Raw genomic sequence first — 19408 nt, 5'->3', positions numbered from 1 at the left:
GGACTATAGATCCTCTAATCAAAAACCAATTCAACCCGCTCTCGTCCAAGCAGGACTCGCAAGTCATCTATCAGTTGATCGGTGGGCGTCACCCGCCACTCGGTACCGAGCGTCAATCGCACCCGTGAACCGGGCCGACGATAGTTTACCTGAACCGGACAGACTCCGGCACGGGCGGGCTCCAAAATCTCGCACAAACGCGGGAAAAAGCGCTCATCAATGCGTTGTTCATCGAGGGAAATCCGGATCGCCCTGGCGAAACGCTCCCTCGCATCGTTGATATCCAGCAATTCGCGGGCCGACATTTTAAGGCCACCGGAGAAGTCATCAAAGCTGACCTGTCCAGAAACCACCAAAATACGGTCTTTTTGCATCAATTCTTCATATTTTTCCAGCGCTTCACTGAACAGGGTCACATCCAGCCGACCGGATCTGTCGTCCAGGGTGAAGATCCCCATCTTGTTGCCACGCTTGGTCACCATGCTGCGCGCGGCGATCACCAGCCCGGCGGCCGTGGTCACGGTGTCACGGGAGGTGGGGTGCAAGTCGCACAACCGGCCCGAGGTATAGCGGCGCAGCTCGCTGCTGTATTGATTGATCGGATGGCCGGTCAGATAGAGACCTAAGGTCTCCCGCTCCCCCTCCAGCCAGACCTTGTCGGGCCAGTGCGGCACGTTGGCAAACGCCTTCTTGACGTCGTCCACCTCCTGGGTGAGCACCCCGAACATGTCGACCTGGCCCACCGCCTGCGCCTTGGCGTGCTGCTCGGCGGCGCGCATCGCCTCTTCCAGGGTCGCCATCAGCGCCGCCCGGTGCGGACCGAGCCGGTCCATGGCGCCGGAGTAGATGAGCTTCTCCATCACCCGCTTGTTGATCTTCTTGATATCGACTCTGTTGCAGAAGTCGAACAGATCCCGGAAGGGACCGTCGCTGTCTCGCGCCGCCAGGATGGCATCGATGGGGCCCTCACCGACCCCTTTGACCGCCCCTATGCCGTAGACGATATGACCGTCTTCGTTGACGCTGAAGCGGTAGAGGCCGGTGTTCACGTCCGGCGGTATCACGGTGATCCCCATCCGCTGGCACTCGTCCACCAGGGTCACGATCTTGTCGGTGTTGTCCATGTCCGCGGTCATCACCGCCGCCATGAACTCCGCCGGGAAGTGGGTCTTGAGCCACAGGGTCTGATAGGAGACCAGCGCATAGGCGGCGGAGTGGGACTTGTTGAAGCCGTAGCCCGCAAATTTCTCCACCAGATCGAAGATCTTCACGGCCAATTCGCCGTCGATGCCGTTCTTTACCGCTCCTTCCTCGAAGCCGGAACGCTGTTTGGCCATCTCCGCCGGGTTCTTCTTGCCCATGGCCCGGCGCAGCATGTCCGCACCGCCCAGGGTATAGCCTGCCAGGGTCTGGGCGATCTGCATCACCTGCTCCTGATAGACGATGATGCCGTAGGTGGGCTCGAGTATGGGTTTGAGGCTCTCGTGCTGCCAGGTTGCATCCGGGTAAGAGATCTCCTCAACCCCACGTTTGCGGTCGATGAAGTTATCCACCATGCCGGACTGCAGCGGGCCCGGACGGAACAGGGCCACCAGGGCGATCATGTCTTCGAAGCAGTCGGGCTTGAGCCGCTTGATCAGATCCTTCATGCCGCGGGATTCGAGCTGGAACACCGCCGTGGTCTCGAAGCGCTGCAGCAAGGCAAACGACCGCTTGTCGTCCAACGGGATGGCGGCGATGTCGACCGGTGGTTTGCCCTCTTTGGCCAGGCGCGGGTTGATCATGCCGAGCGCCCAGTCGATGATGGTGAGCGTACGCAGCCCCAGGAAGTCGAACTTCACCAGCCCGGCGTATTCCACGTCGTTCTTGTCGAACTGGGTGACCGGGTTGTTGCCCTCGTCATCGCAATAGAGCGGCGCGAAGTCGGTGATCTTGGTGGGGGCGATAACTACCCCACCGGCGTGTTTGCCGGCGTTGCGCACCACCCCCTCCAGCCGCCGCGCCATGTCGATGAGGTCTTTGACCTCCTCGTCCTGCTCGTACAACTCCGGCAGCTTGGGCTCGGCCTCGAACGCCTTGGCCAGGGTCATGCCCGGATCCGGCGGTATCAGCTTGGATATACGATCGACGAAGCCATAGGCGTGGCCCAGCACCCGGCCCACATCCCGCACCACCGCCTTGGCCGCCATGCTGCCGAAGGTGATGATCTGGGAGACCGCCTCCCGGCCATACATCTCGGAGACGTGGTCGATCACCTCGTCCCGTCGGTCCATGCAAAAATCGACGTCGAAGTCGGGCATGGAGACCCGCTCCGGGTTCAGGAAGCGTTCGAACAGCAGATCGTATTCGAGGGGATCCAGATCGGTGATCTTGAGGGCGTAGGCCACGAGCGAACCCGCACCCGAGCCCCGGCCCGGGCCAACGGGAATGCCGTTGTCCTTGGACCACTGGATAAACTCCATCACGATGAGGAAGTAGCCAGGGAAGCCCATCTGGTTGATCACCTTGAGCTCGATCTCGAGGCGCTCGTCATACTCGGGGCGACGCTCGGCCCGCACCGCCGGATCCGGGAACAGGAAGGCGAGGCGATCCTCCAGCCCTTCCCGGGATTTCATCACCAGGAAGTCTTCGGTGCTCATGTCACCGGTCGGGAAGTTTGGCAGGAAGTATTCGCCTAGCCGCACCGTCACGTTGCAGCGCTTGGCGATCTCCACCGTGTTTTCCAGTGCCTCGGGGATGTCGGCGAACAGCTCGCACATCTCTTCCTGGCTGCGCAGGTACTGCTGAGGGCTGTAGCGGCGCGGCCGACGCTTGTCCATCAGGGTATAGCCATCGTGGATGGCAACCCGGATCTCATGGGCGTCGAAGTCCTCGGCATTGAGGAACACCACCTCGTTGGTAGCCACCACCGGCATATCGTTCACCATGGCAAGCTCGACCGCCATGTGCAGATAGGCCTCCTCATCGGGTCGGCCGGTACGCAGCAGCTCGAAATAGTAGGCGTCGGGGAAGTGCGCCTGGTAGAAGGCGAGACTCTGCTCCACCATCTGCCGGTTGCCCTTGAGCAGAAACTTGCCCACGTCCCCCTCGCGACCGCCGGAGAGCACGATCACCCCCTTGGCGTGATCGGCGAGCCACTCCTTGTCGAGGACCGGGCGACCCTGCACATGGCCGCGCTGATAGCCGCGGGAGATCAGCAGGGTGATGTTTTGATAGCCCTCGTTGTCCATGGCCAGCAGGGTGAGGCGGAACTGCTCGTCACCGAGCTCCTGGCTCTGCACCCAGACATCCGCCCCGACCAGCGGTTTGAGCCCCTTGCCATGAGCGCCGCCATAGAAGCGCACCAGGCCGCACATGTTCATCTGATCGGTCAGCGCCAGTGCCGGCATGTCGTTGGCCGCGGCGGCGCCGACGATGGGGCCAATCTTCTGCAAGCCATCGACCATGGAGAAATCGGAGTGGACCCGCAGGTGGATGAAACGAGGTTCGGCCATGGTTATTCGATCCCCAACGCCCGGCGCACCGGTTTGAAGCTCTTGCGATACTCGGGCAAGGGGCCGCGTTCAGCCAGGATGGCGAGGTGCTCCGCAGTCGGATAGCCCTTGTGGCGGGCGAAGCCGTAGTCGGGATGACGGCCATCCAGCTCGGTCATCTCGGCATCGCGAGTCACCTTGGCGAGGATGGAGGCGGCGCTGATGGCGGCCACCAGGCTGTCGCCCTTGACCACGGCGCGGGCCTCCATCGGCAAGGCCGGACAACGGTTGCCATCGATAAAGACCAGCTCAGGGGTGATGGCCAGACCCGCCACCGCTCGCTGCATCGCCAGCATGGTGGCGTGCAGTATGTTGAGCTCATCGATCTCTTCGGGACTGGCGCGGCCGATGGACCAGGCCAGCGCTTTCTCCTTGATCTCGTCAAACAGGGCGAGGCGCTTCTTCTCGGAGAGCTTCTTGGAGTCGGCCAGCCCGATGATGGGGTTGGCGGGATCCAGGATCACGGCGGCGGTGACCACGTCCCCCACCAGGGGGCCACGGCCCACCTCATCAACCCCGGCTACCAGCTTGTCTTGCGGAATATCGATTTGCATATCAACGCCTTGAATCAAAACCGGCCCCGCAGGGCCAGTATCAGCACAACCTAACGCCTCGGGCGCACCTGCCACCACACCTATCTGCCGAGCAGCTCGGCCACCGCCTCGGCGGCCTGCACATCGGCATTGCAGCGAATGCTCTTGTGCAGCCTGGTGAAGGTAGCGATGAGTTCACTGTTGTCTTGATCCAGCAACTTGCTGACCTCCTCCACCAGATTGGCGGGGATGCACTCGTGCTGGATGAGCTCGGGTACCAGCATCTGGTCTGCCAGCAGATTGGGCAGGGAGACGTAATCCGTCTTCACCAGCCACTGGGCCAGCCAATAACTGAATGGCTTGAGTTTGTAGCCCACCACCATGGGTTTTTTCACCAGCATGGCTTCCAGCGCCGCCGTGCCGGATGCCAGCATCACCACGTCGGCGGCTATCATGGCCTCGCGGCCCTGGCCATCGAGCATGACCATCTCGAGATCCGGCGCAACGTCGGCCTTGATGGCCAGGAATTGCTCACGCCGCTGCTGGTTGACCAGCGGTACGATGAAGCCGAGATCCGGGCAGTGCACCGTCAGGTGCTTGCAGGCCTCGAGGAACACCGGCGACATGAAACCCACCTCGGCGCTACGGCTGCCAGGCAGTACCGCCAGCCAGCGGCGGGAGGGGTCGATGCCCAGTTCCCGGCGCACCAGGGCTTGATCCGGTTCGAGCGGAATGGCATCGGCCATGGTGTGGCCGACGAAGCGACAGGGGGCATCGAATCTGTCGTAGAAGGCTTTCTCGAACGGCAGGAAGGCGAGCACCATGTCGGTGGCGGCCTTGATCTTGTGAATGCGGCTCTGCCGCCAGGCCCAGACGGAGGGGCTGACGTAATGAACCGTCTTGATACCGGCGCGGCGCAGCTTGAGCTCCACCCCGATATTGAAATCCGGTGCATCCACCCCGATGAAGATATCGGGTGGATTGGCAAGAAAGTGGCGCAGCAGTTCGCGGCGCACCTGCAGGATGCGGGGCAGACGACCCAGCACCTCGCTGATACCCATGACGGAAAGCTCTTCCATCTCGAACAGGGCCTTGACGCCGAGCGCCTGCATCCGCGGTCCGGCAATGCCTTCAAACCGCGCATCCGGGTAGCGGGCCTTGAGCTCGCGCACCAGACCGGCGGCCAGGATGTCGCCGGAGGTCTCTCCGGCGACGATGCCGATGCGGATGGGATCAGGCACGGATGATCCCGCGCTCATTGTCTTTGAGGAAATCGACATAGAGCTGGACCGCAGGCTCGCTGACGGCCATCTCGGTCAGTACCGGCAGCACCTCTTCGATGGTCTTGCCGGAGCGGAAGATCTCTTTGTAGGCGCGTTTAACAGCAGAAATCGCTTCCGGGCTGTAGCCACGACGACGCAGCCCCTCGGAGTTCACCCCGAACGGTTTGGCGTAGTTGCCGGCGGCCATCACGTAGGGCGGCACGTCCTTGTTCAGGGCGGCGCAGCCACCGACGAAGGCGTGGGAGCCGACGCGACCGAACTGGTGAATGGCGGAGAGGCCACCGAAGATGACGAAGTCACCGATCACCACGTGACCCGCCAGAGTCGCGTTGTTGGCGAAGATGCAGTTGTCACCGATGATGCAGTCGTGAGCCACGTGCACGTTGACCATGAACAGGTTGCCGCTGCCCACCTTGGTCAGGCTCTGGTCCTGGGTGGTGCCACGGTGCACGGTGCAGTTCTCGCGAAACACGTTGTTGTCGCCGATCTCGAGGAAGGTGCGCTCACCGGCGTACTTCTTGTCCTGACAATCCTCACCGATGGAGCTGTGCTGGAAGATCTTGTTGCCGCGACCGATCTTGGTCGGGCCCTTGATCAACACGTGGGAGCCGACCCAGGTGTTGTCACCGATCTCCACCTCGGCACCAATGACGGAAAAGGGGCCGATTTCCACCCCTTTGCCGATCACGGCAGACTCATGGACGATAGCGGTATCGTGAATGATGGCAGTCTGGTCGATCACGGTTACACCTCGCGTTTGGCACACATCAGTTCGGCGGTACAGACCACTTCACCATCGACGGTGGCGACACCGGTGAACTTGGCGATGCCGCGGCGCTCCTTCAGGAACTCCACGTCCAGCACCAGCTGATCGCCGGGGCCGACCGGGCGCTTGAAGCGTGCGTGGTCGATGGAGGCGAAGTAGTAAAGTTCGTTGGGGGACGGTTTGCCCACCATGGTAAAGGCCAGGATACCGGTGGCTTGCGCCATGGCTTCCAGGATCAGCACACCGGGAAACACCGGCTTGGCCGGGAAGTGGCCTTGAAAGATCGGCTCGTTGAACGAGACGTTCTTGATGGCACGCAGGGTCTTGCGCTCATCGCTGATCTCGTAATTCTCCACCTTGTCCACCATCAGGAACGGATAACGGTGGGGCAGCAGATCCATGATTTCCTGGATGCCCAGGCTCTTCTTTTCAGTAGTCAAAACAGTACCCTATACCAATAGTGGTTATTCTTGTTCCAGCGCTTTCTCGAGCCGGCTCAACCGTTTGTGCATCTCTTCAATACGCATCACCCGAGCGGCGGTCTTGCGCCACTCCTTGTTGGTCTGCAGAGGGATACCGGAAGAGTAGACGCCGGGCTCGGTAATGGGTCGCATCACCATGGCCATACCGGTGACGGTGGCCTGGTCGCAGATTTCCATGTGCCCGTTGAAAACGGAGGCGCCGCCAATGATACAGTATTTGCCAACCTTGAGACTACCGGCCATCACGGTGGAGCCCGCCACGGCGGTGCCGTAGCCGATCTCGACGTTGTGAGCTATCTGGCACTGGTTGTCGATAATGACGTTATCCGCGATGCGGGTATCTTCCAGCGCACCCCGATCTATGGTGGTACAGGCACCGATCTCGACCCGGTTGCCGATGGTCACGCCACCGAGCTGGGGGATCTTGATCCACTCGCCACGCTCATTGGCATAACCGAAACCATCTGCCCCGATCACGGTGCCGGCTTGCACCAGACAATCCGTGCCCAGGATCACGTTGTGATACAGGGTGACGTTGGCCCACAACCGGGAGCGTGCTCCCAGCCGAGTATTCTTGCCAACGAAACAACCCGGACCTATACGCACGTCATCCCCCAGCACGACGCCGGATTCGATGACGGCGTTGGCGCCGATGGCCACTCTCTCGCCCAGTTGCACGCCCGCCGCGATGACGGCGCTCGGATGAATATCCGTGGCCGGCTGCGGGGTGGTATCCAGCAGTTGGGCGACCCGGGCAAAGCCCACATAGGGATCTTTGAGCACCAGGGCATTGGTGGGACAAAATGGCAAATCCGCCTCTGTGATGAGCACGGCCGTGGCCTTGCTCTGCTCCAGATAGTGCCGGTACTTCTTGTTGGACAGGAAGGTAATCTCACCCTCCCCGGCCTTTTCCAGTGTCGCTACCTTGCGGATTTCCTGGGTCCCATCGCCATGGACCTGGGCCCCCAGTTGCTGGGCCAGCTGTGCGAGAGTGAATGCCATCAATTAGTTGCTCTTGCTTACCTGAGAGATAACCTGACCGGAGATGTCCAGCTTGCTGGCGGCATAGGGCGCTGCATTGCGCTCCAGTACCAGATCGTAACCATTGCTCTTGGCGATGGAGTCGATGGCAGCCTGAACCTTGGTCAGGATCTTGTTGCGCTCTTCCGCCTGGCGACGACCGTTGTCCTGCTCGAACGCCTGACGCTTCTGGTTGAATTCCATCTGCAGCTTGGCCAGCTTCTCCTGGTTCTGCTTCTTCTGCTCGGCGCTCATGAAGGCTTCATCCTTCTTGAACTTCTCGACCAGCTGCTGACCATCGGACTCGAGCTTCTGCAGCTCACGCATGCGCGGCTCGAACTCGCTCTTCAGCTTCTTGGCCACGGCGTCACGCTGGGGCAGCTTTTGGAAGACTTCACTCATGTCGACCACGGCAATCTTGGTCTCAGCCCAGGCGGAGCCCATACCGGCAGCCATCAGTGCAAAACTCAAACCAGCTACTTTCAACGCTTTATTCACACTTACTCCTTGGTCCCTCGGTTGAGGGCTACCTGATTTACCTGATAATGCAAGCGATCCTCAGGATCGTCTTGTTGCCTGGTGAGGCACGCAGATTGCGCGTCCCATCATTGATGCCCCCGCCGAAGCGGGGGCGCGTCCGTCCTTAGAAAGTACGGCCGATGTTGAACGAGAAGACTTCAGTATCATCCCCTTCGTACTTCTTGAGCGGCTGGGCCAGCACGAACACCAGCGGGCCCATGGGGGAGAGCCACTGCAGTGACAGACCGGCCGACACCCGAATGTTGCTGGGGTCGGAGTAGTCCATCAGGTAGTTACAACCGCTGAAGCAGCGATTCTTGTACTGGTTGAAGTCGAAGTTGGTGTCCCAGACAGTACCGGCATCGAGGAAGAAGCTGGTTCTAAGCTGAGGCTGGTAGCTCTCGGCCGCGAACGGTGTCGGCACTATCATCTCGAGAGAAGCGACCGCCAATGCGTTGCCCCCTACCGAGCTGTCGGTGCCCTGCACGACGTCGTTACCGCCCAGGTTGTAGTAATACAGCGCCTTCGGCCCCACGGTGTTGCTCTTGAAACCGCGCAGGGTATCGAAACCACCGGCGTAGTAGTTCTCGAAGAACGGCAAGACGTGGTCGTAGCTGCCGTTGCTGCCATAGCCGTTACCGTAAGAGGCACGCGCCTTGGCCAGCATCACCCACTGGTGATCCGCATCGAACGGGAAGTAGTGCGAGTCTTCGGCGTTCAGCTTGTAGTACTGCAAGTCCATGCCCGGCACCGTCACCTTGGCGTTCACCCGCTGACGGTCACCTGCGGTCGGGAACTGGCCCTTGTTGAGGGTGGAGCGGGTCCAGCCGGCGGTGACGTCGACGGTGTTGAACACCAGTCGGTTGTCACCGTCCAGATTGCCGCTGTACACCCGCCAGAACTCATCCACCTGCACGTAGGGGTTGGGCTGGGACAGCTTGTTGTTCTCGTAGCCGAGGCTGAAGTCGAGGCGGTTGTTCTCGTTGACCGGGAAGCCGCTGGAGAGACGGAAACCGATGGTGGTGTTCTCATAGTCAACGATGTTGGCATCTGCCGCACTGAACTCGTTGTAGTAGAGACGACCACCCAGGCTGACACCATCGACGGTGAAGTAGGGATCGTTGTAGCTGAGATCGATGCTCTTCGAGTAGTCGTTGGTGCTGGCGTTGATGCCGATCTTCTTGCCGGTACCCATGAAGTTGTCTTGCTGCAGACCCGCCTGCAGGCTCAGACCGGACTCGGTACCATAGCCGATACCCGCGTTGATGGACCCCGCCGGCTGCTCCTTGACCTTGAAGTCGAGATCGACCTGATCATCGCTGCCAGCAACCCGCTTGGTATCCACCTCTGCGGTCTCGAAGAAGCCGAGCCGGTTGAGACGGGTCTTGGACTGCTCGACATTGTCGGAGGAGAGCCAGGTGCCTTCCATCTGGCGCATCTCGCGCCGCAGCACTTCGTCCTTGGTGGTGACGTTGCCGCTGAAGTTGATGTTGCGCACATAGACGCGGGGACCGGGCTCTACGTTGACGATGAGCTCGACCTCTTTGGTCGCATCGTTGACCTGCGGGAAGGTGGTCACCTTGGGATAGGCGTAACCGTAACGGCCGAGGAACTTGGAGAGCACCTCTTCGGTGTGGGTGACCTGGCTGGCGGAGTAGACGCTGCCCGCTTCAATGGGGACCAGCCCTTTCATCTCGGCGCCGCGATCGATGAGATCGCCCTTGATCTCCACCCCGGAAACCTTGTACTGCTCCCCTTCCTTGATGTTCAGGGTGACATAGACCCCTTTCTTGTCAGGGGTCATGGAGACCTGAGTGGACTCCTGCTGGAAACGGATATAGCCGCGGTCCATGTAGTAGGAACGCAGCACTTCGATGTCACCGGCCAGCTTCTGCTTCTGGTAGCGCTGATCGCCGGTGAAGTTCCACCAGGGCACATCGTCCTTGAGGGAGAGCTGGGCCAGCAGCTTCTCTTCCGGGAACACGTTGTTGCCGACGATGTTGATCTGCTGGATCTTGGCCGCCGCCCCTTCCACGAAGGTGAACTTGAGGTCAACCCGGTTGCGGGGCAGAGGGGTCACGATGGCCTTGACCCTGGCGGAGTATTTACCCACGCCATAGTAGAAATCTTCCAGTCCCTTCTCGAGGGAGCTCAGCACGGTACGATCCAGGGGATCACCGACCCGGATGCCGGAGGATTCCAGGCTCTGGGTCAGCTGCTCTTCCTTGATGTCCTTGTTGCCGGAGAACTCGATGCTGGAGATGGTCGGGCGCTCCTTCACCACGACCTGCAGCACCTGGCCGTCACGATAGACTTTGACGTCCTCGAAGTTGCCCGAGGCATAGAGCCGCTTGATGGCGTTGGCCAGGGTCACGGAATCGACAGAGTCTCCGACCCGGACCGGCAGATTCAACAGGGCGGCGCCCAGGGTCACCCGCTGCAGACCCTCGACCTGAATGTCTTGCACCACAAAAGAGGCAGGGGCCGCCTGAGCCAGGAGGCTGGCTCCCAGCAGGCAACTCAACACCAATGCTTTTTTAACAGCCATTTTGTTCTTATGTGTCCTTGTTGATGCTCTAGCCTCAGAGGCGAGCGAAATCATTAAACAGCGCAATGCCCATCAGTAACATCAGAATGGCGGCGCCTATCCTGAACCCAACTTCCTGAATTTTTTCTGGTACCGGCTTGCCGGTGACTGCCTCGATGAGGAAGTAGACCAAATGGCCCCCATCCAGCACCGGCAGGGGGAACAGGTTGATGATCCCCAGGTTGACGCTGATCAGCGCCAGGAAACCGAGGAAGTAAACCAACCCGTAATCGGCGCTGCTGCCGGCTCCCTTGGCAATGGAGATGGGGCCGCTCAGGTTGTCCAGCGAGACGATGCCACCGATCAGCTTGCCGATCATATCAAAGGTCAGCGTGGTCAGGCTCCAGGTCTTCTGGGCCCCATGCCACAGGGCTTGCAAAGGCCCATACTGTAACAGAACTCGATACTCATCCGGTAATGGAACCAGTTGCGGCGACAGGCCGACAAAACCAACCAGCTGGCCGCGTACTTTTTTCGCATCCGGCAACAGCGTGAGGGTCAGATCGCTGCTCCCACGCGCCACCATGACCTGCAGTGGCTGCTCGGGAGACTGCTGCACCCGCAGCACAAACTGCGACCACTCGGTGATCTCCTGTTCACCCACCCGCTTGATGCGATCCCCGACCTGCAGACCGGCTTTCTCGCTGGCGCTCCCCGAGACTATGGCTTCCACCACGGGCAACACCTTGCCACCGAGCGGGACTATCCCCAGGCTGCCGATGGGCGATTCTTTTTCCGGATCAAATTTCCAGTCGCCCAGCTCGAGCGTCTTGTCGACCGCGTAGCTGGTATCCACCGCCTTCAGCTTGATTCGAACCGAGTCATCCCCCAGATGGCTGATGAGGGCATAGGTCACCGACTCCCAATCTCCGGTCTCTTCATCACCGACCCCGACGATCTCCATGCCAGGCTCGACCCCGGCGCGGGCCACGATGGATGCGGGACGCACCTCATCGATCACCGGCTTGACGCTGGGCACCCCGATCATGAACATCAGCCAGAAGGCGAACAGGGCGAACAGGAAGTTCGCCATGGGACCGGCCGCAACGATGGCCATCCGCGCCCAGACGCTCTTGTGATTGAACGCCTGCGCCTCCTCGCCGGGTTTGAGCTCATCGACCCGGCCGTCCAGCATCTTGACGTAGCCACCGAGCGGGATGAGGGCCAGCACATATTCGGTGCCATCCTTGCCGATGCGGCGCCAGATGGCCTTGCCAAACCCGATGGAGAAACGCTCGACCTTGACGCCGCAGCGGCGGGCCACCCAGAAGTGGCCGAACTCATGCACCGCCACCAGCAGGCCGAGGGCGACGACAAAGGCGCCGAGATTCCACAAGACGCCGCCCATCAGTGCAGTACCTCGACATCATGGGCGTAGAGAGCGGCCTCTGGCCACCACAGTCCGTTCATCGAGCAAGCTCCTCAATCAGTTCGTGGGCACGGGCGCGCGCCATGTCATCCAGGGCAATCAGATCGTCGAGGGACCCGGCGGCGCAGCCACCCAGTGCCGTCATGATGGATTGATTGACTCTGGCAATATCCATAAATCCGATCCGCTCTGCAAGAAAAGCCGCCACGGCCTCTTCATTGGCCGCATTGAGCGAGGTGGTGGCAGCCTGCCCTTGCTGGCAGGCAGTCATGGCCAGCGCCAGGCAAGGATAGCGTTCGTAGTCGGGACGAATAAAGCTGAACTCTCCGACACTGAAGAAATCCAAAGGTTCCACGCCAGACTCAATGCGACCCGGATAGGCCAAGGCATGAGCGATGGGGGTACACATGTCGGGGTTGCCGAGCTGGGCCAGCACCGAGCCGTCCTTGTACTGCACCATGGAGTGAATGACCGACTGGGGATGGATCACCACCTGGATTTGCTCGGGCCGGGCATTGAACAGCCAGCGCGCCTCTATGTACTCCAGCCCCTTGTTGATCATGGTGGCGGAATCCACCGAGATCTTGGCCCCCATGGACCAGTTGGGGTGCGCGACTGCCTGGGCCGGTGTGACCCTGGCCAACTCGTCGATGTCGGTATAGCGGAACGGACCGCCTGAGCCGGTCAGCAATATCTTGCTGATGCCCGCCTCGGCCAGAGAGCAAAAGCCCGGCTGGCGTTGAATGCTCTCGGGCAGGCACTGGAAGATGGCATTGTGCTCGCTGTCGATGGGCAGCAGCTCGGCGCCATGGTGGCGTACCGCCTCCATGAAGAAGGCACCGGACATCACCAGCGCCTCTTTATTCGCCAGCAAGATACGCTTGCCCGCTCGTACCGCGGCCATGGTGGGCGCAAGTCCGGCGGCGCCGACGATGGCCGCCATCACGCTGTGCGCCTCGGGGTGAGCGGCCACTTCGCACAGGGCAGCCTGACCGGACAACACGCGAGTGGAAGAGCCGTGGGTCTTGAGCCGGGCGGCCAGATCGGCAGCCGCGGCGGCATCCACCATGACGGCAAAACGGGGGGAAAATTCGAGGCAATCGCGCAGCATGGCAGCCACACTGCGAGCGGCGGTCAACGCCAATACCTGCCAACGGCCAGGGTTCTGCCGCAGTACCTTGAGGGTGCTCTGACCGATGGAGCCCGAGGCTCCCAGGATCACCAGGTTATGCATCAAAACTCCTGACCAAGTAGCAGATAGCTGAGCAGGAACACCGGCAGAGCGGCCGTCAGGCTGTCGATCCGGTCGAGAATACCGCCGTGGCCCGGCAGCAGGGTACCGGAATCCTTGATGCCCGCCTCGCGCTTGAACATGCTCTCGGTGAGGTCACCGAGTACCGAAGCCAGCACCGCCAACAGGGAGCAGAGCAGCACGACCCCCATCTTGGCGGGTACGAAGCCCATGAACCAGGTCACGCCGACGGCCAGGAGGCTCGCGGTAAACAGGCCACCCAACATGCCTTCGATGGTTTTACCCGGGCTGACGGCCGGCGCCAGCTTGTGTTTGCCGAAGGCCTTGCCGAAAAAATACGCGCCAGAATCTGCCGCCCAGACCAGACCCATGACGAACAACAGGATCCAGGCCCCCATGGTGTGATCGTGATAGAAGTTATAACCGCGGATGGCCACCAGTGACCAGAAGAAGGGCACCAGGGTCACCAGGCCGAACAGGGACTTGAGCCAGATGGAATGTGTCCACAACCTGGCGCTTTGGGGATAGCGCAAGACCAATAGCAGGCCCAGCAGCCACCAACTGACGGCGGTCCAGAGCACGCCCATCAACAAGGGGTGCAGCTGCGGGATCCAGAGTTGCTCCACCGGCACCCAGAACAGGCTGGCGCCGAGCAGCAGGCAGAACACCAGCGGCAACCATTGTTGCGGCTGGGCGGAAACGAAGGCACTCCACTCACGACTGGCCAGCAGAAAGACCAGTGCAGCGAGCAGGGCAAAGAATTTCAACGGCAGGAAAAACAGTGCTCCCAACACCATGGGCACTAGCAGTAATGCGGTAATAATTCGTTGTTTTAGCAAAAGAAACCTCTCTCTTGGGAGCGGGGTTTAGCCGGTCTGTTGTGCGGCGATGAATTCCCGTATCTGTTCACCCGTACAGCCGAAGCGACGCTCGCGAGCAACGAAGGAGGCAACGGCCCCACTGAACTCGGCCTCGTCGAAATCGGGCCACAATACCGGGGTAAAATAGAGCTCGGCATAGGCAAGCTGCCATAACACAAAATTGCTGATGCGATGATCGCCACCGGTGCGGATCAGCAGATCCACCGGTGGCAGGTCGGCCATGCAAACCTGTTGCGCCAACGCCGTCTCATCGATGGCCTCGGCATCCAGCTCACCGGCCGCTACGGCGCGCGCCAGCTTACGAGCCGCCTGGGCGATATCCCACTGGCCACCATAGTTGGCCGCAATGTTGAGGGTCAGACCCTGGTTGTCTGCGGTCAGCGCCTCCGCCTTGGCAATCTTGGCCTGCAGCCGTTCGCTGAAACGGGCGGTGTCACCGATCACCTTGAGCCGAATGTCGTTGCTGTGCAACTTCTTCACCTCGCGGCCGAGCACCGTCAGAAACAGTTCCATCAGGGCATTGACCTCCCCTTCCGGGCGCCGCCAGTTCTCGCTGGAGAACGCAAACAGGGTCAGTGCCTCCATCCTGGCGCGGGCGGCGAAGGTCACGGCCTCACGCACGGACTTCACGCCCGCCTTGTGGCCAAAGACCCGCATCTTGCCACGGTTCTGGGCCCAGCGGCCGTTGCCATCCATGATGATGGCGACGTGACGAGGCAAGGACGAGCTGGCGCTATCGCCTAGCGCTGCCAAAAGCGACATTCATTTCTCCCACAAAGACAAAAACGCCGTGCAGGGGCACTACACGGCGCTCGTAATATACCTGTCGGAGGCTTAGATTTCCATTAGCTCCTTTTCCTTCGCAGCCAGGGCGTCATCGACCAGCTTGATGAAGGCGTCGGTGAGCTTCTGGATCTCTTCCTGGCCACGACGGTCGTCGTCTTCGGAGATCTCCTTGTCTTTGAGCAGCGCCTTGAAGTCGGCGTTGGCATCGCGGCGGATGTTGCGCACGGCAACCCGGGCCGCTTCCGCTTCGCCGCGGACGACCTTGGTCAGATCGCGACGGCGCTCTTCGGTCAGCGGCGGCAGCGGCACGCGCAGAGTCTGGCCATTGCTGGACGGGTTCAGGCCGAGATCAGACTTCAAAATCGCCTTCTCTACCGCCTGGATCATGGAGCGATCGAAGACAGAGATAGACAGGGTACGGGCATCTTCAGCCACCACGTTAGCCAACTGATTGAGTGGAGTAGCTGCGCCATAGTACTCCACCTGGATGCCGTCGAGCAGGCTCGGGTGAGCACGGCCAGTGCGGACCTTGGACATCTGGGTCTTGAGCGATTCTACGCTCTTGGCCATACGGTCCTTGGCGTCGGTTTTTAATCTCGTTGATCACAGTGGTTTTCCTTCTGGCAAACGAGCCGCCACGCGGCCCGTATCTAGCTTGTTTTACTGGCGTGATGGATAAGAGCGCCTTACAGCCTCATTGCTTACTTGCTGATATGGTGGATCAGCGTGCCTTCCGGCTCACCCATGACCACCCGACGCAGCGCACCCGGTTTGTTCATGTTGAACACCCGGATCGGCAGATCGTGGTCGCGGGCCAGAGTAAAGGCTGCAAGATCCATCACCTTGAGTTCTTTTTCAAGCACTTCGTTGTAGCTGAGCTCATGATACAGCACGGCGTCCGGATTCTTAACCGGATCCTCGTTGAATACACCATCGACCTTGGTGGCTTTCAGCACCACGTCGGCTTCGATCTCGATGCCACGCAGGCAGGCCGCGGAATCGGTGGTAAAGAAGGGGTTGCCGGTACCGGCAGAGAAGATCACGACCTTGCCGGCGCGCAGCTGGCTGATGGCCTCGGCCCAGCTGTAGGAATCGCAGACGCCTTGCAGCGAAATGGCAGACATCAGACGGGCATTCACATAAGCACGATGCAGGGCATCACGCATGGCCAGGCCGTTCATCACGGTCGCCAGCATGCCCATGTGGTCACCCACCACGCGGTTCATCCCCGCCTTGGCGAGACCGGCACCACGGAACAGGTTGCCGCCGCCGATGACCAGACCGACCTGAACACCCAGCTCAACCAGCTCTTTGATCTCTTGGGCCATCCGCTCCAGCACCGCCGGATCAATGCCAAAACCCTCGGATCCTTGCAGGGCTTCACCACTCAACTTCAGAAGAACACGTCTGTATGCAGGCTTGGGATTGGTACTCATGTCACTGATTCCTGGTCATATAAAGACCGCGACATAAGTCGCGGTCTGGGGAAACGGAAAAACCGGTTCGATTAAGCCTTCTGAGCGGCTGCGATCTGGGCTGCTACTTCAGCAGCGAAGTCGGTCTCTTGCTTCTCGATGCCTTCACCGACTTCGAAGCGAGCGAAGGAGACAACGTCAGCACCTTCTTTCTTCAGCAGCTCGGCAACGGTCATGGAAGGATCCTTCACGAACGGCTGACCAGTCAGGGAAACCTCACCGGTGAACTTCTTCATGCGGCCTTCAACCATCTTCTCGGCGATGTCTTTCGGCTTGCCGGAGTTGATGGCGATGTCGATCTGGATTTCGCGCTCTTTGGCAACGACTTCGGCAGACACGTCTTCCGGCTTGACGAATTGCGGGCTGTTGGCAGCAACGTGCATGGCCAGGTCTTTGGCCAGCTCGGCAGAACCGCCGGTCAGCTTGGTGATAACACCGATACGGGAACCGTGTACGTAGGTACCCAGGTTGTCACCTTCAACCAGCATCACGCGACGCAGGTTCATGTTCTCACCGATCTTGGCGATCAGGTTGGTGATGGTCAGCTCAACGGACTCACCGTTACCGAAGTCGGCGGCCTTCAGGGCGTCAACGTCAGCAATTTTCTGGGTAGCGGCGATGTCGGCGATCTTCTGACCCATGGCCATGAAGCTGGCATCTTTGGCGACGAAGTCGGTTTCGCTGTTCAGCTCGATCATGACGGCAACGTTGCCTTCGGTACGGGCGAAGATCACGCCTTCAGCGGCGATACGGCCGGCTTTCTTGGCGGCCTTGGCCTGACCGGACTTGCGCATGTTCTCGATTGCCAGCTCGATATCACCAGCAGCTTCTTCCAGTGCTTTTTTGCAATCCATCATGCCAGCGGCGGTGCGCTCGCGCAGTTCTTTTACCAGGGCGGCAGTAACGTTAGCCATTTTCAGTATCCTCGGTCTTGATTTGACAAGAAACAGGGGCCACAAGGGCCCCTGCTAACCAATTACATCAGCTTGGTTAATAAGGGCTTTTCAGTCCTTATCAATTACTCAGCTTCAACGAAACCATCTTGTTCGGCTTGAACAACGATGTCCTGAGCGCGAGCTTCCAGTACGGTGTCAGCAGCAGCATTCAGGTACAGGTTCACAGCACGGATAGCATCGTCGTTACCCGGGATGACATAGTCAACGCCGTCCGGGTTGGAGTTGGTATCAACGATGGAAACGACCGGGATACCCAGGTTATTGGCTTCTTTGATAGCAATGTGCTCGTGGTCGGCATCGACAACGAACAGCACGTCAGGCAGGCCGCCCATGTTCTTGATACCACCCAGGCTCTTCTCCAGCTTTTCCATTTCGCGAGTACGCATCAGCGCCTCTTTCTTGGTCAGCTTGTCGAAGGTACCGTCTTGGCTCTGGGTTTCCAGATCTTTCAGGCGCTTGATGGACTGACGAACGGTTTTCCAGTTGGTCAGCATGCCGCCCAGCCAGCGGTGGTTAACATAGAACTGATCGCAACGATCAGCGGCTTCTTTTACGGCTTCAGACGCGGCACGCTTGGTACCTACGAACAGTACCTTGCCTTTCTTGGCAGCTACGGAGCTGATGAAGTTCATGGCATCGTCAAACATCGGAACGGTTTTTTCCAAGTTGATGATGTGAACCTTGCTGCGGGCGCCGAAGATGTAGGACTTCATTTTCGGGTTCCAGTAACGAGTCTGGTGACCGAAGTGAACGCCGGCTTGCAGCATGTCGCGCATAGAAACTTTAGCCATTTTATACCTCTGTATTGGGGTTAGGCCTCCACACATCCCATGTAACCGACCCCAAAGGGGCACCCCGGTACAGGTGTCGATGTGTGTGTGTTATTGAGTAAGGGTGATGGAAGGAGGACACAAGTTCCCCATTCCGGCGCGCTTTATACCATAACTTCGCTCAGGATACCACCGGCCGCCTCGCTAAAAATGGATCCCCCGAACGATGCTGCGACCGCTGGATGACGCTGGGATGACGATCACACTGGAAGTAAACGGGGGTTGGGGATAAAATTTTGGCCTGATTGCAAACGCATCTATTTTTCATTACCTGATTGTCGGTCATCCACCGGATGCAGATCAGGCCGCAAGAGAGATCCCATGTCCATCCAAATCAAGACGCCGGAAGAGATTGAAAAAATGCGTGTCGCCGGCCAGCTGGCTGCCGATGTGCTGGTGATGATCGCCCCCCATGTCAACGCCGGGGTAACCACCGACGAGCTGAACACCCTGTGCCACGACTACATCGTCAACGTGCAGCAGGCCGTGCCAGCGCCGCTGAACTATCACGGTTTTCCCAAGTCCATCTGCACCTCGGTCAATGATGTGATCTGCCACGGCATTCCCAATCACAAGAAGCTGCGGGAAGGGGACATCATCAACCTGGACATCACCGTCATCAAGGACGGCTACCACGGCGACACCTCCGCCATGTTCATCGTGGGCCAGACCACTCCGCTGCGCCGCCAGCTGTGCAAGGTCGCCCAGGAGAGCCTGTACGCCGCCATCAAACGGGTACGCCCCGGCATGTGCATCACCGAAATTGGCGCCGTGATCCAGCCCATCGTCGAGCAGGCCGGTTTCTCCGTGGTGCGCGACTACTGTGGCCACGGCATCGGTGCCGAGTTCCATGAAGAGCCGCAGATCCTGCACTACCGCAACGGCGGCAAGCTGGAGCTCAAACCCGGCATGTGCTTCACCATCGAGCCCATGGTCAATAGCAAAAAGTATCACTGCCGCGTCAACCCGAAGGATGGCTGGACCGTGACCACCAAGGATGGCGGCGACTCCGCCCAGTGGGAACACACCCTGCTGGTGACCGAGGATGGCTGCGAGGTGCTGACCCTGCGCCCCGATGACACTATCGACCGGGTCATCAAACACGGTTAACATCAAACCCCGGCCCTTCGCCGGGG

At 59.9% G+C, this 19408-nt stretch carries 16 protein-coding genes and 1 pseudogene; 1 reads left to right on the top strand and 16 read right to left on the bottom strand.

The window, feature by feature from the left end:
- Window positions 1-14 precede the first annotated feature (14 nt).
- From dnaE to rpsB, 16 genes and pseudogenes are all read right to left on the bottom strand, one after another.
- The gene (gene dnaE, locus ACZ9IL_RS01400; protein ID WP_476001880.1) at window positions 15-3494 is read right to left on the bottom strand and encodes a DNA polymerase III subunit alpha; all 3480 of its coding nucleotides are present in this window, start codon (window positions 3492-3494) and stop codon (window positions 15-17) included.
- Window positions 3495-3496: 2 nt separating this feature from the next.
- Window positions 3497-4087, bottom strand: coding sequence for a ribonuclease HII (rnhB, locus tag ACZ9IL_RS01395; protein ID WP_476001879.1), 591 nt, complete (start codon window positions 4085-4087; stop codon window positions 3497-3499).
- A gap of 80 nt (window positions 4088-4167) precedes the next feature.
- Window positions 4168-5307 (bottom strand): lipid-A-disaccharide synthase, encoded by a 1140-nt coding sequence (lpxB, locus tag ACZ9IL_RS01390; protein ID WP_476001878.1) that lies wholly within the window; start codon window positions 5305-5307, stop codon window positions 4168-4170.
- On the bottom strand, window positions 5300-6091 hold the full coding sequence (gene lpxA / locus ACZ9IL_RS01385; RefSeq protein ID WP_476001877.1) for an acyl-ACP--UDP-N-acetylglucosamine O-acyltransferase: 792 nt from the start codon (window positions 6089-6091) through the stop codon (window positions 5300-5302). The genes lpxB and lpxA overlap by 8 nt, the downstream gene beginning before the upstream one ends.
- Window positions 6092-6093: 2 nt before the next feature.
- Window positions 6094-6555, bottom strand: a complete 462-nt coding sequence (gene fabZ, locus ACZ9IL_RS01380; RefSeq protein WP_277605030.1) for a 3-hydroxyacyl-ACP dehydratase FabZ — start codon at window positions 6553-6555, stop codon at window positions 6094-6096.
- 24 nt (window positions 6556-6579) lie between these two features.
- Window positions 6580-7599: a UDP-3-O-(3-hydroxymyristoyl)glucosamine N-acyltransferase gene (gene lpxD / locus ACZ9IL_RS01375; RefSeq protein ID WP_476001876.1), complete on the bottom strand. Its 1020-nt coding sequence runs from the start codon at window positions 7597-7599 to the stop codon at window positions 6580-6582.
- Between the two features lie 3 nt (window positions 7600-7602).
- Complete coding sequence (locus ACZ9IL_RS01370; RefSeq protein WP_476001875.1) at window positions 7603-8115, bottom strand: OmpH/Skp family outer membrane protein; 513 nt, start codon at window positions 8113-8115, stop codon at window positions 7603-7605.
- Between the two features lie 145 nt (window positions 8116-8260).
- Window positions 8261-10684 carry an outer membrane protein assembly factor BamA gene (gene bamA, locus ACZ9IL_RS01365; RefSeq protein WP_476001874.1) on the bottom strand — a complete coding sequence of 808 codons (2424 nt, stop codon included), beginning with the start codon at window positions 10682-10684 and terminating at the stop codon, window positions 8261-8263.
- 34 nt (window positions 10685-10718) lie between these two features.
- Window positions 10719-12071, bottom strand: coding sequence for a sigma E protease regulator RseP (gene rseP / locus ACZ9IL_RS01360; protein ID WP_476001873.1), 1353 nt, complete (start codon window positions 12069-12071; stop codon window positions 10719-10721).
- Window positions 12072-12129: 58 nt separating this feature from the next.
- Window positions 12130-13326 (bottom strand): 1-deoxy-D-xylulose-5-phosphate reductoisomerase, encoded by a 1197-nt coding sequence (gene ispC, locus ACZ9IL_RS01355; RefSeq protein WP_476001872.1) that lies wholly within the window; start codon window positions 13324-13326, stop codon window positions 12130-12132.
- Window positions 13326-14183: a phosphatidate cytidylyltransferase gene (locus ACZ9IL_RS01350; RefSeq protein WP_476001871.1), complete on the bottom strand. Its 858-nt coding sequence runs from the start codon at window positions 14181-14183 to the stop codon at window positions 13326-13328. The genes ispC and ACZ9IL_RS01350 overlap by 1 nt, the downstream gene beginning before the upstream one ends.
- Window positions 14184-14210: 27 nt before the next feature.
- Window positions 14211-14987: a polyprenyl diphosphate synthase gene (gene uppS / locus ACZ9IL_RS01345; RefSeq protein ID WP_476001870.1), complete on the bottom strand. Its 777-nt coding sequence runs from the start codon at window positions 14985-14987 to the stop codon at window positions 14211-14213.
- Window positions 14988-15059: 72 nt separating this feature from the next.
- A pseudogene (frr, locus tag ACZ9IL_RS01340) lies at window positions 15060-15618 on the bottom strand (ribosome recycling factor).
- A 94-nt stretch (window positions 15619-15712) separates the two neighbouring features.
- Window positions 15713-16447: a UMP kinase gene (gene pyrH, locus ACZ9IL_RS01335; protein ID WP_042639589.1), complete on the bottom strand. Its 735-nt coding sequence runs from the start codon at window positions 16445-16447 to the stop codon at window positions 15713-15715.
- A 71-nt stretch (window positions 16448-16518) separates the two neighbouring features.
- Window positions 16519-17400: a translation elongation factor Ts gene (tsf, locus tag ACZ9IL_RS01330; RefSeq protein ID WP_476001869.1), complete on the bottom strand. Its 882-nt coding sequence runs from the start codon at window positions 17398-17400 to the stop codon at window positions 16519-16521.
- 104 nt (window positions 17401-17504) lie between these two features.
- Window positions 17505-18233, bottom strand: a complete 729-nt coding sequence (gene rpsB / locus ACZ9IL_RS01325; RefSeq protein WP_042639587.1) for a 30S ribosomal protein S2 — start codon at window positions 18231-18233, stop codon at window positions 17505-17507.
- Window positions 18234-18593: 360 nt separating this feature from the next.
- Between rpsB and map the strand changes: the two genes are divergently transcribed.
- Window positions 18594-19382: a type I methionyl aminopeptidase gene (gene map, locus ACZ9IL_RS01320; RefSeq protein WP_476001868.1), complete on the top strand. Its 789-nt coding sequence runs from the start codon at window positions 18594-18596 to the stop codon at window positions 19380-19382.
- The last annotated feature ends 26 nt before the right edge of the window (window positions 19383-19408 follow it).

The sequence above is a fragment of the Aeromonas sp. TECH754 genome (assembly GCF_056279295.1).
The sequence above is the reverse complement of the archived record's forward strand: the minus strand, read 5'-3'. Positions and strand labels throughout refer to the sequence as shown.

Bases quoted from the DNA above. Each gene is read 5' to 3' on its own strand.
- dnaE (WP_476001880.1), bottom strand. From the start codon at position 3,494: ATGGCCGAACCTCGTTTCATCCACCTGCGGGTCCACTCCGATTTCTCC.
- rnhB (WP_476001879.1), bottom strand. From the start codon at position 4,087: ATGCAAATCGATATTCCGCAAGACAAGCTGGTAGCCGGGGTTGATGAG.
- lpxD (WP_476001876.1), bottom strand. From the start codon at position 7,599: ATGGCATTCACTCTCGCACAGCTGGCCCAGCAACTGGGGGCCCAGGTC.
- bamA (WP_476001874.1), bottom strand. From the start codon at position 10,684: ATGGCTGTTAAAAAAGCATTGGTGTTGAGTTGCCTGCTGGGAGCCAGC.
- rseP (WP_476001873.1), bottom strand. From the start codon at position 12,071: ATGGGCGGCGTCTTGTGGAATCTCGGCGCCTTTGTCGTCGCCCTCGGC.
- ispC (WP_476001872.1), bottom strand. From the start codon at position 13,326: ATGCATAACCTGGTGATCCTGGGAGCCTCGGGCTCCATCGGTCAGAGC.
- uppS (WP_476001870.1), bottom strand. From the start codon at position 14,987: ATGTCGCTTTTGGCAGCGCTAGGCGATAGCGCCAGCTCGTCCTTGCCT.
- pyrH (WP_042639589.1), bottom strand. From the start codon at position 16,447: ATGAGTACCAATCCCAAGCCTGCATACAGACGTGTTCTTCTGAAGTTG.
- tsf (WP_476001869.1), bottom strand. From the start codon at position 17,400: ATGGCTAACGTTACTGCCGCCCTGGTAAAAGAACTGCGCGAGCGCACC.
- rpsB (WP_042639587.1), bottom strand. From the start codon at position 18,233: ATGGCTAAAGTTTCTATGCGCGACATGCTGCAAGCCGGCGTTCACTTC.
- map (WP_476001868.1), top strand. From the start codon at position 18,594: ATGTCCATCCAAATCAAGACGCCGGAAGAGATTGAAAAAATGCGTGTC.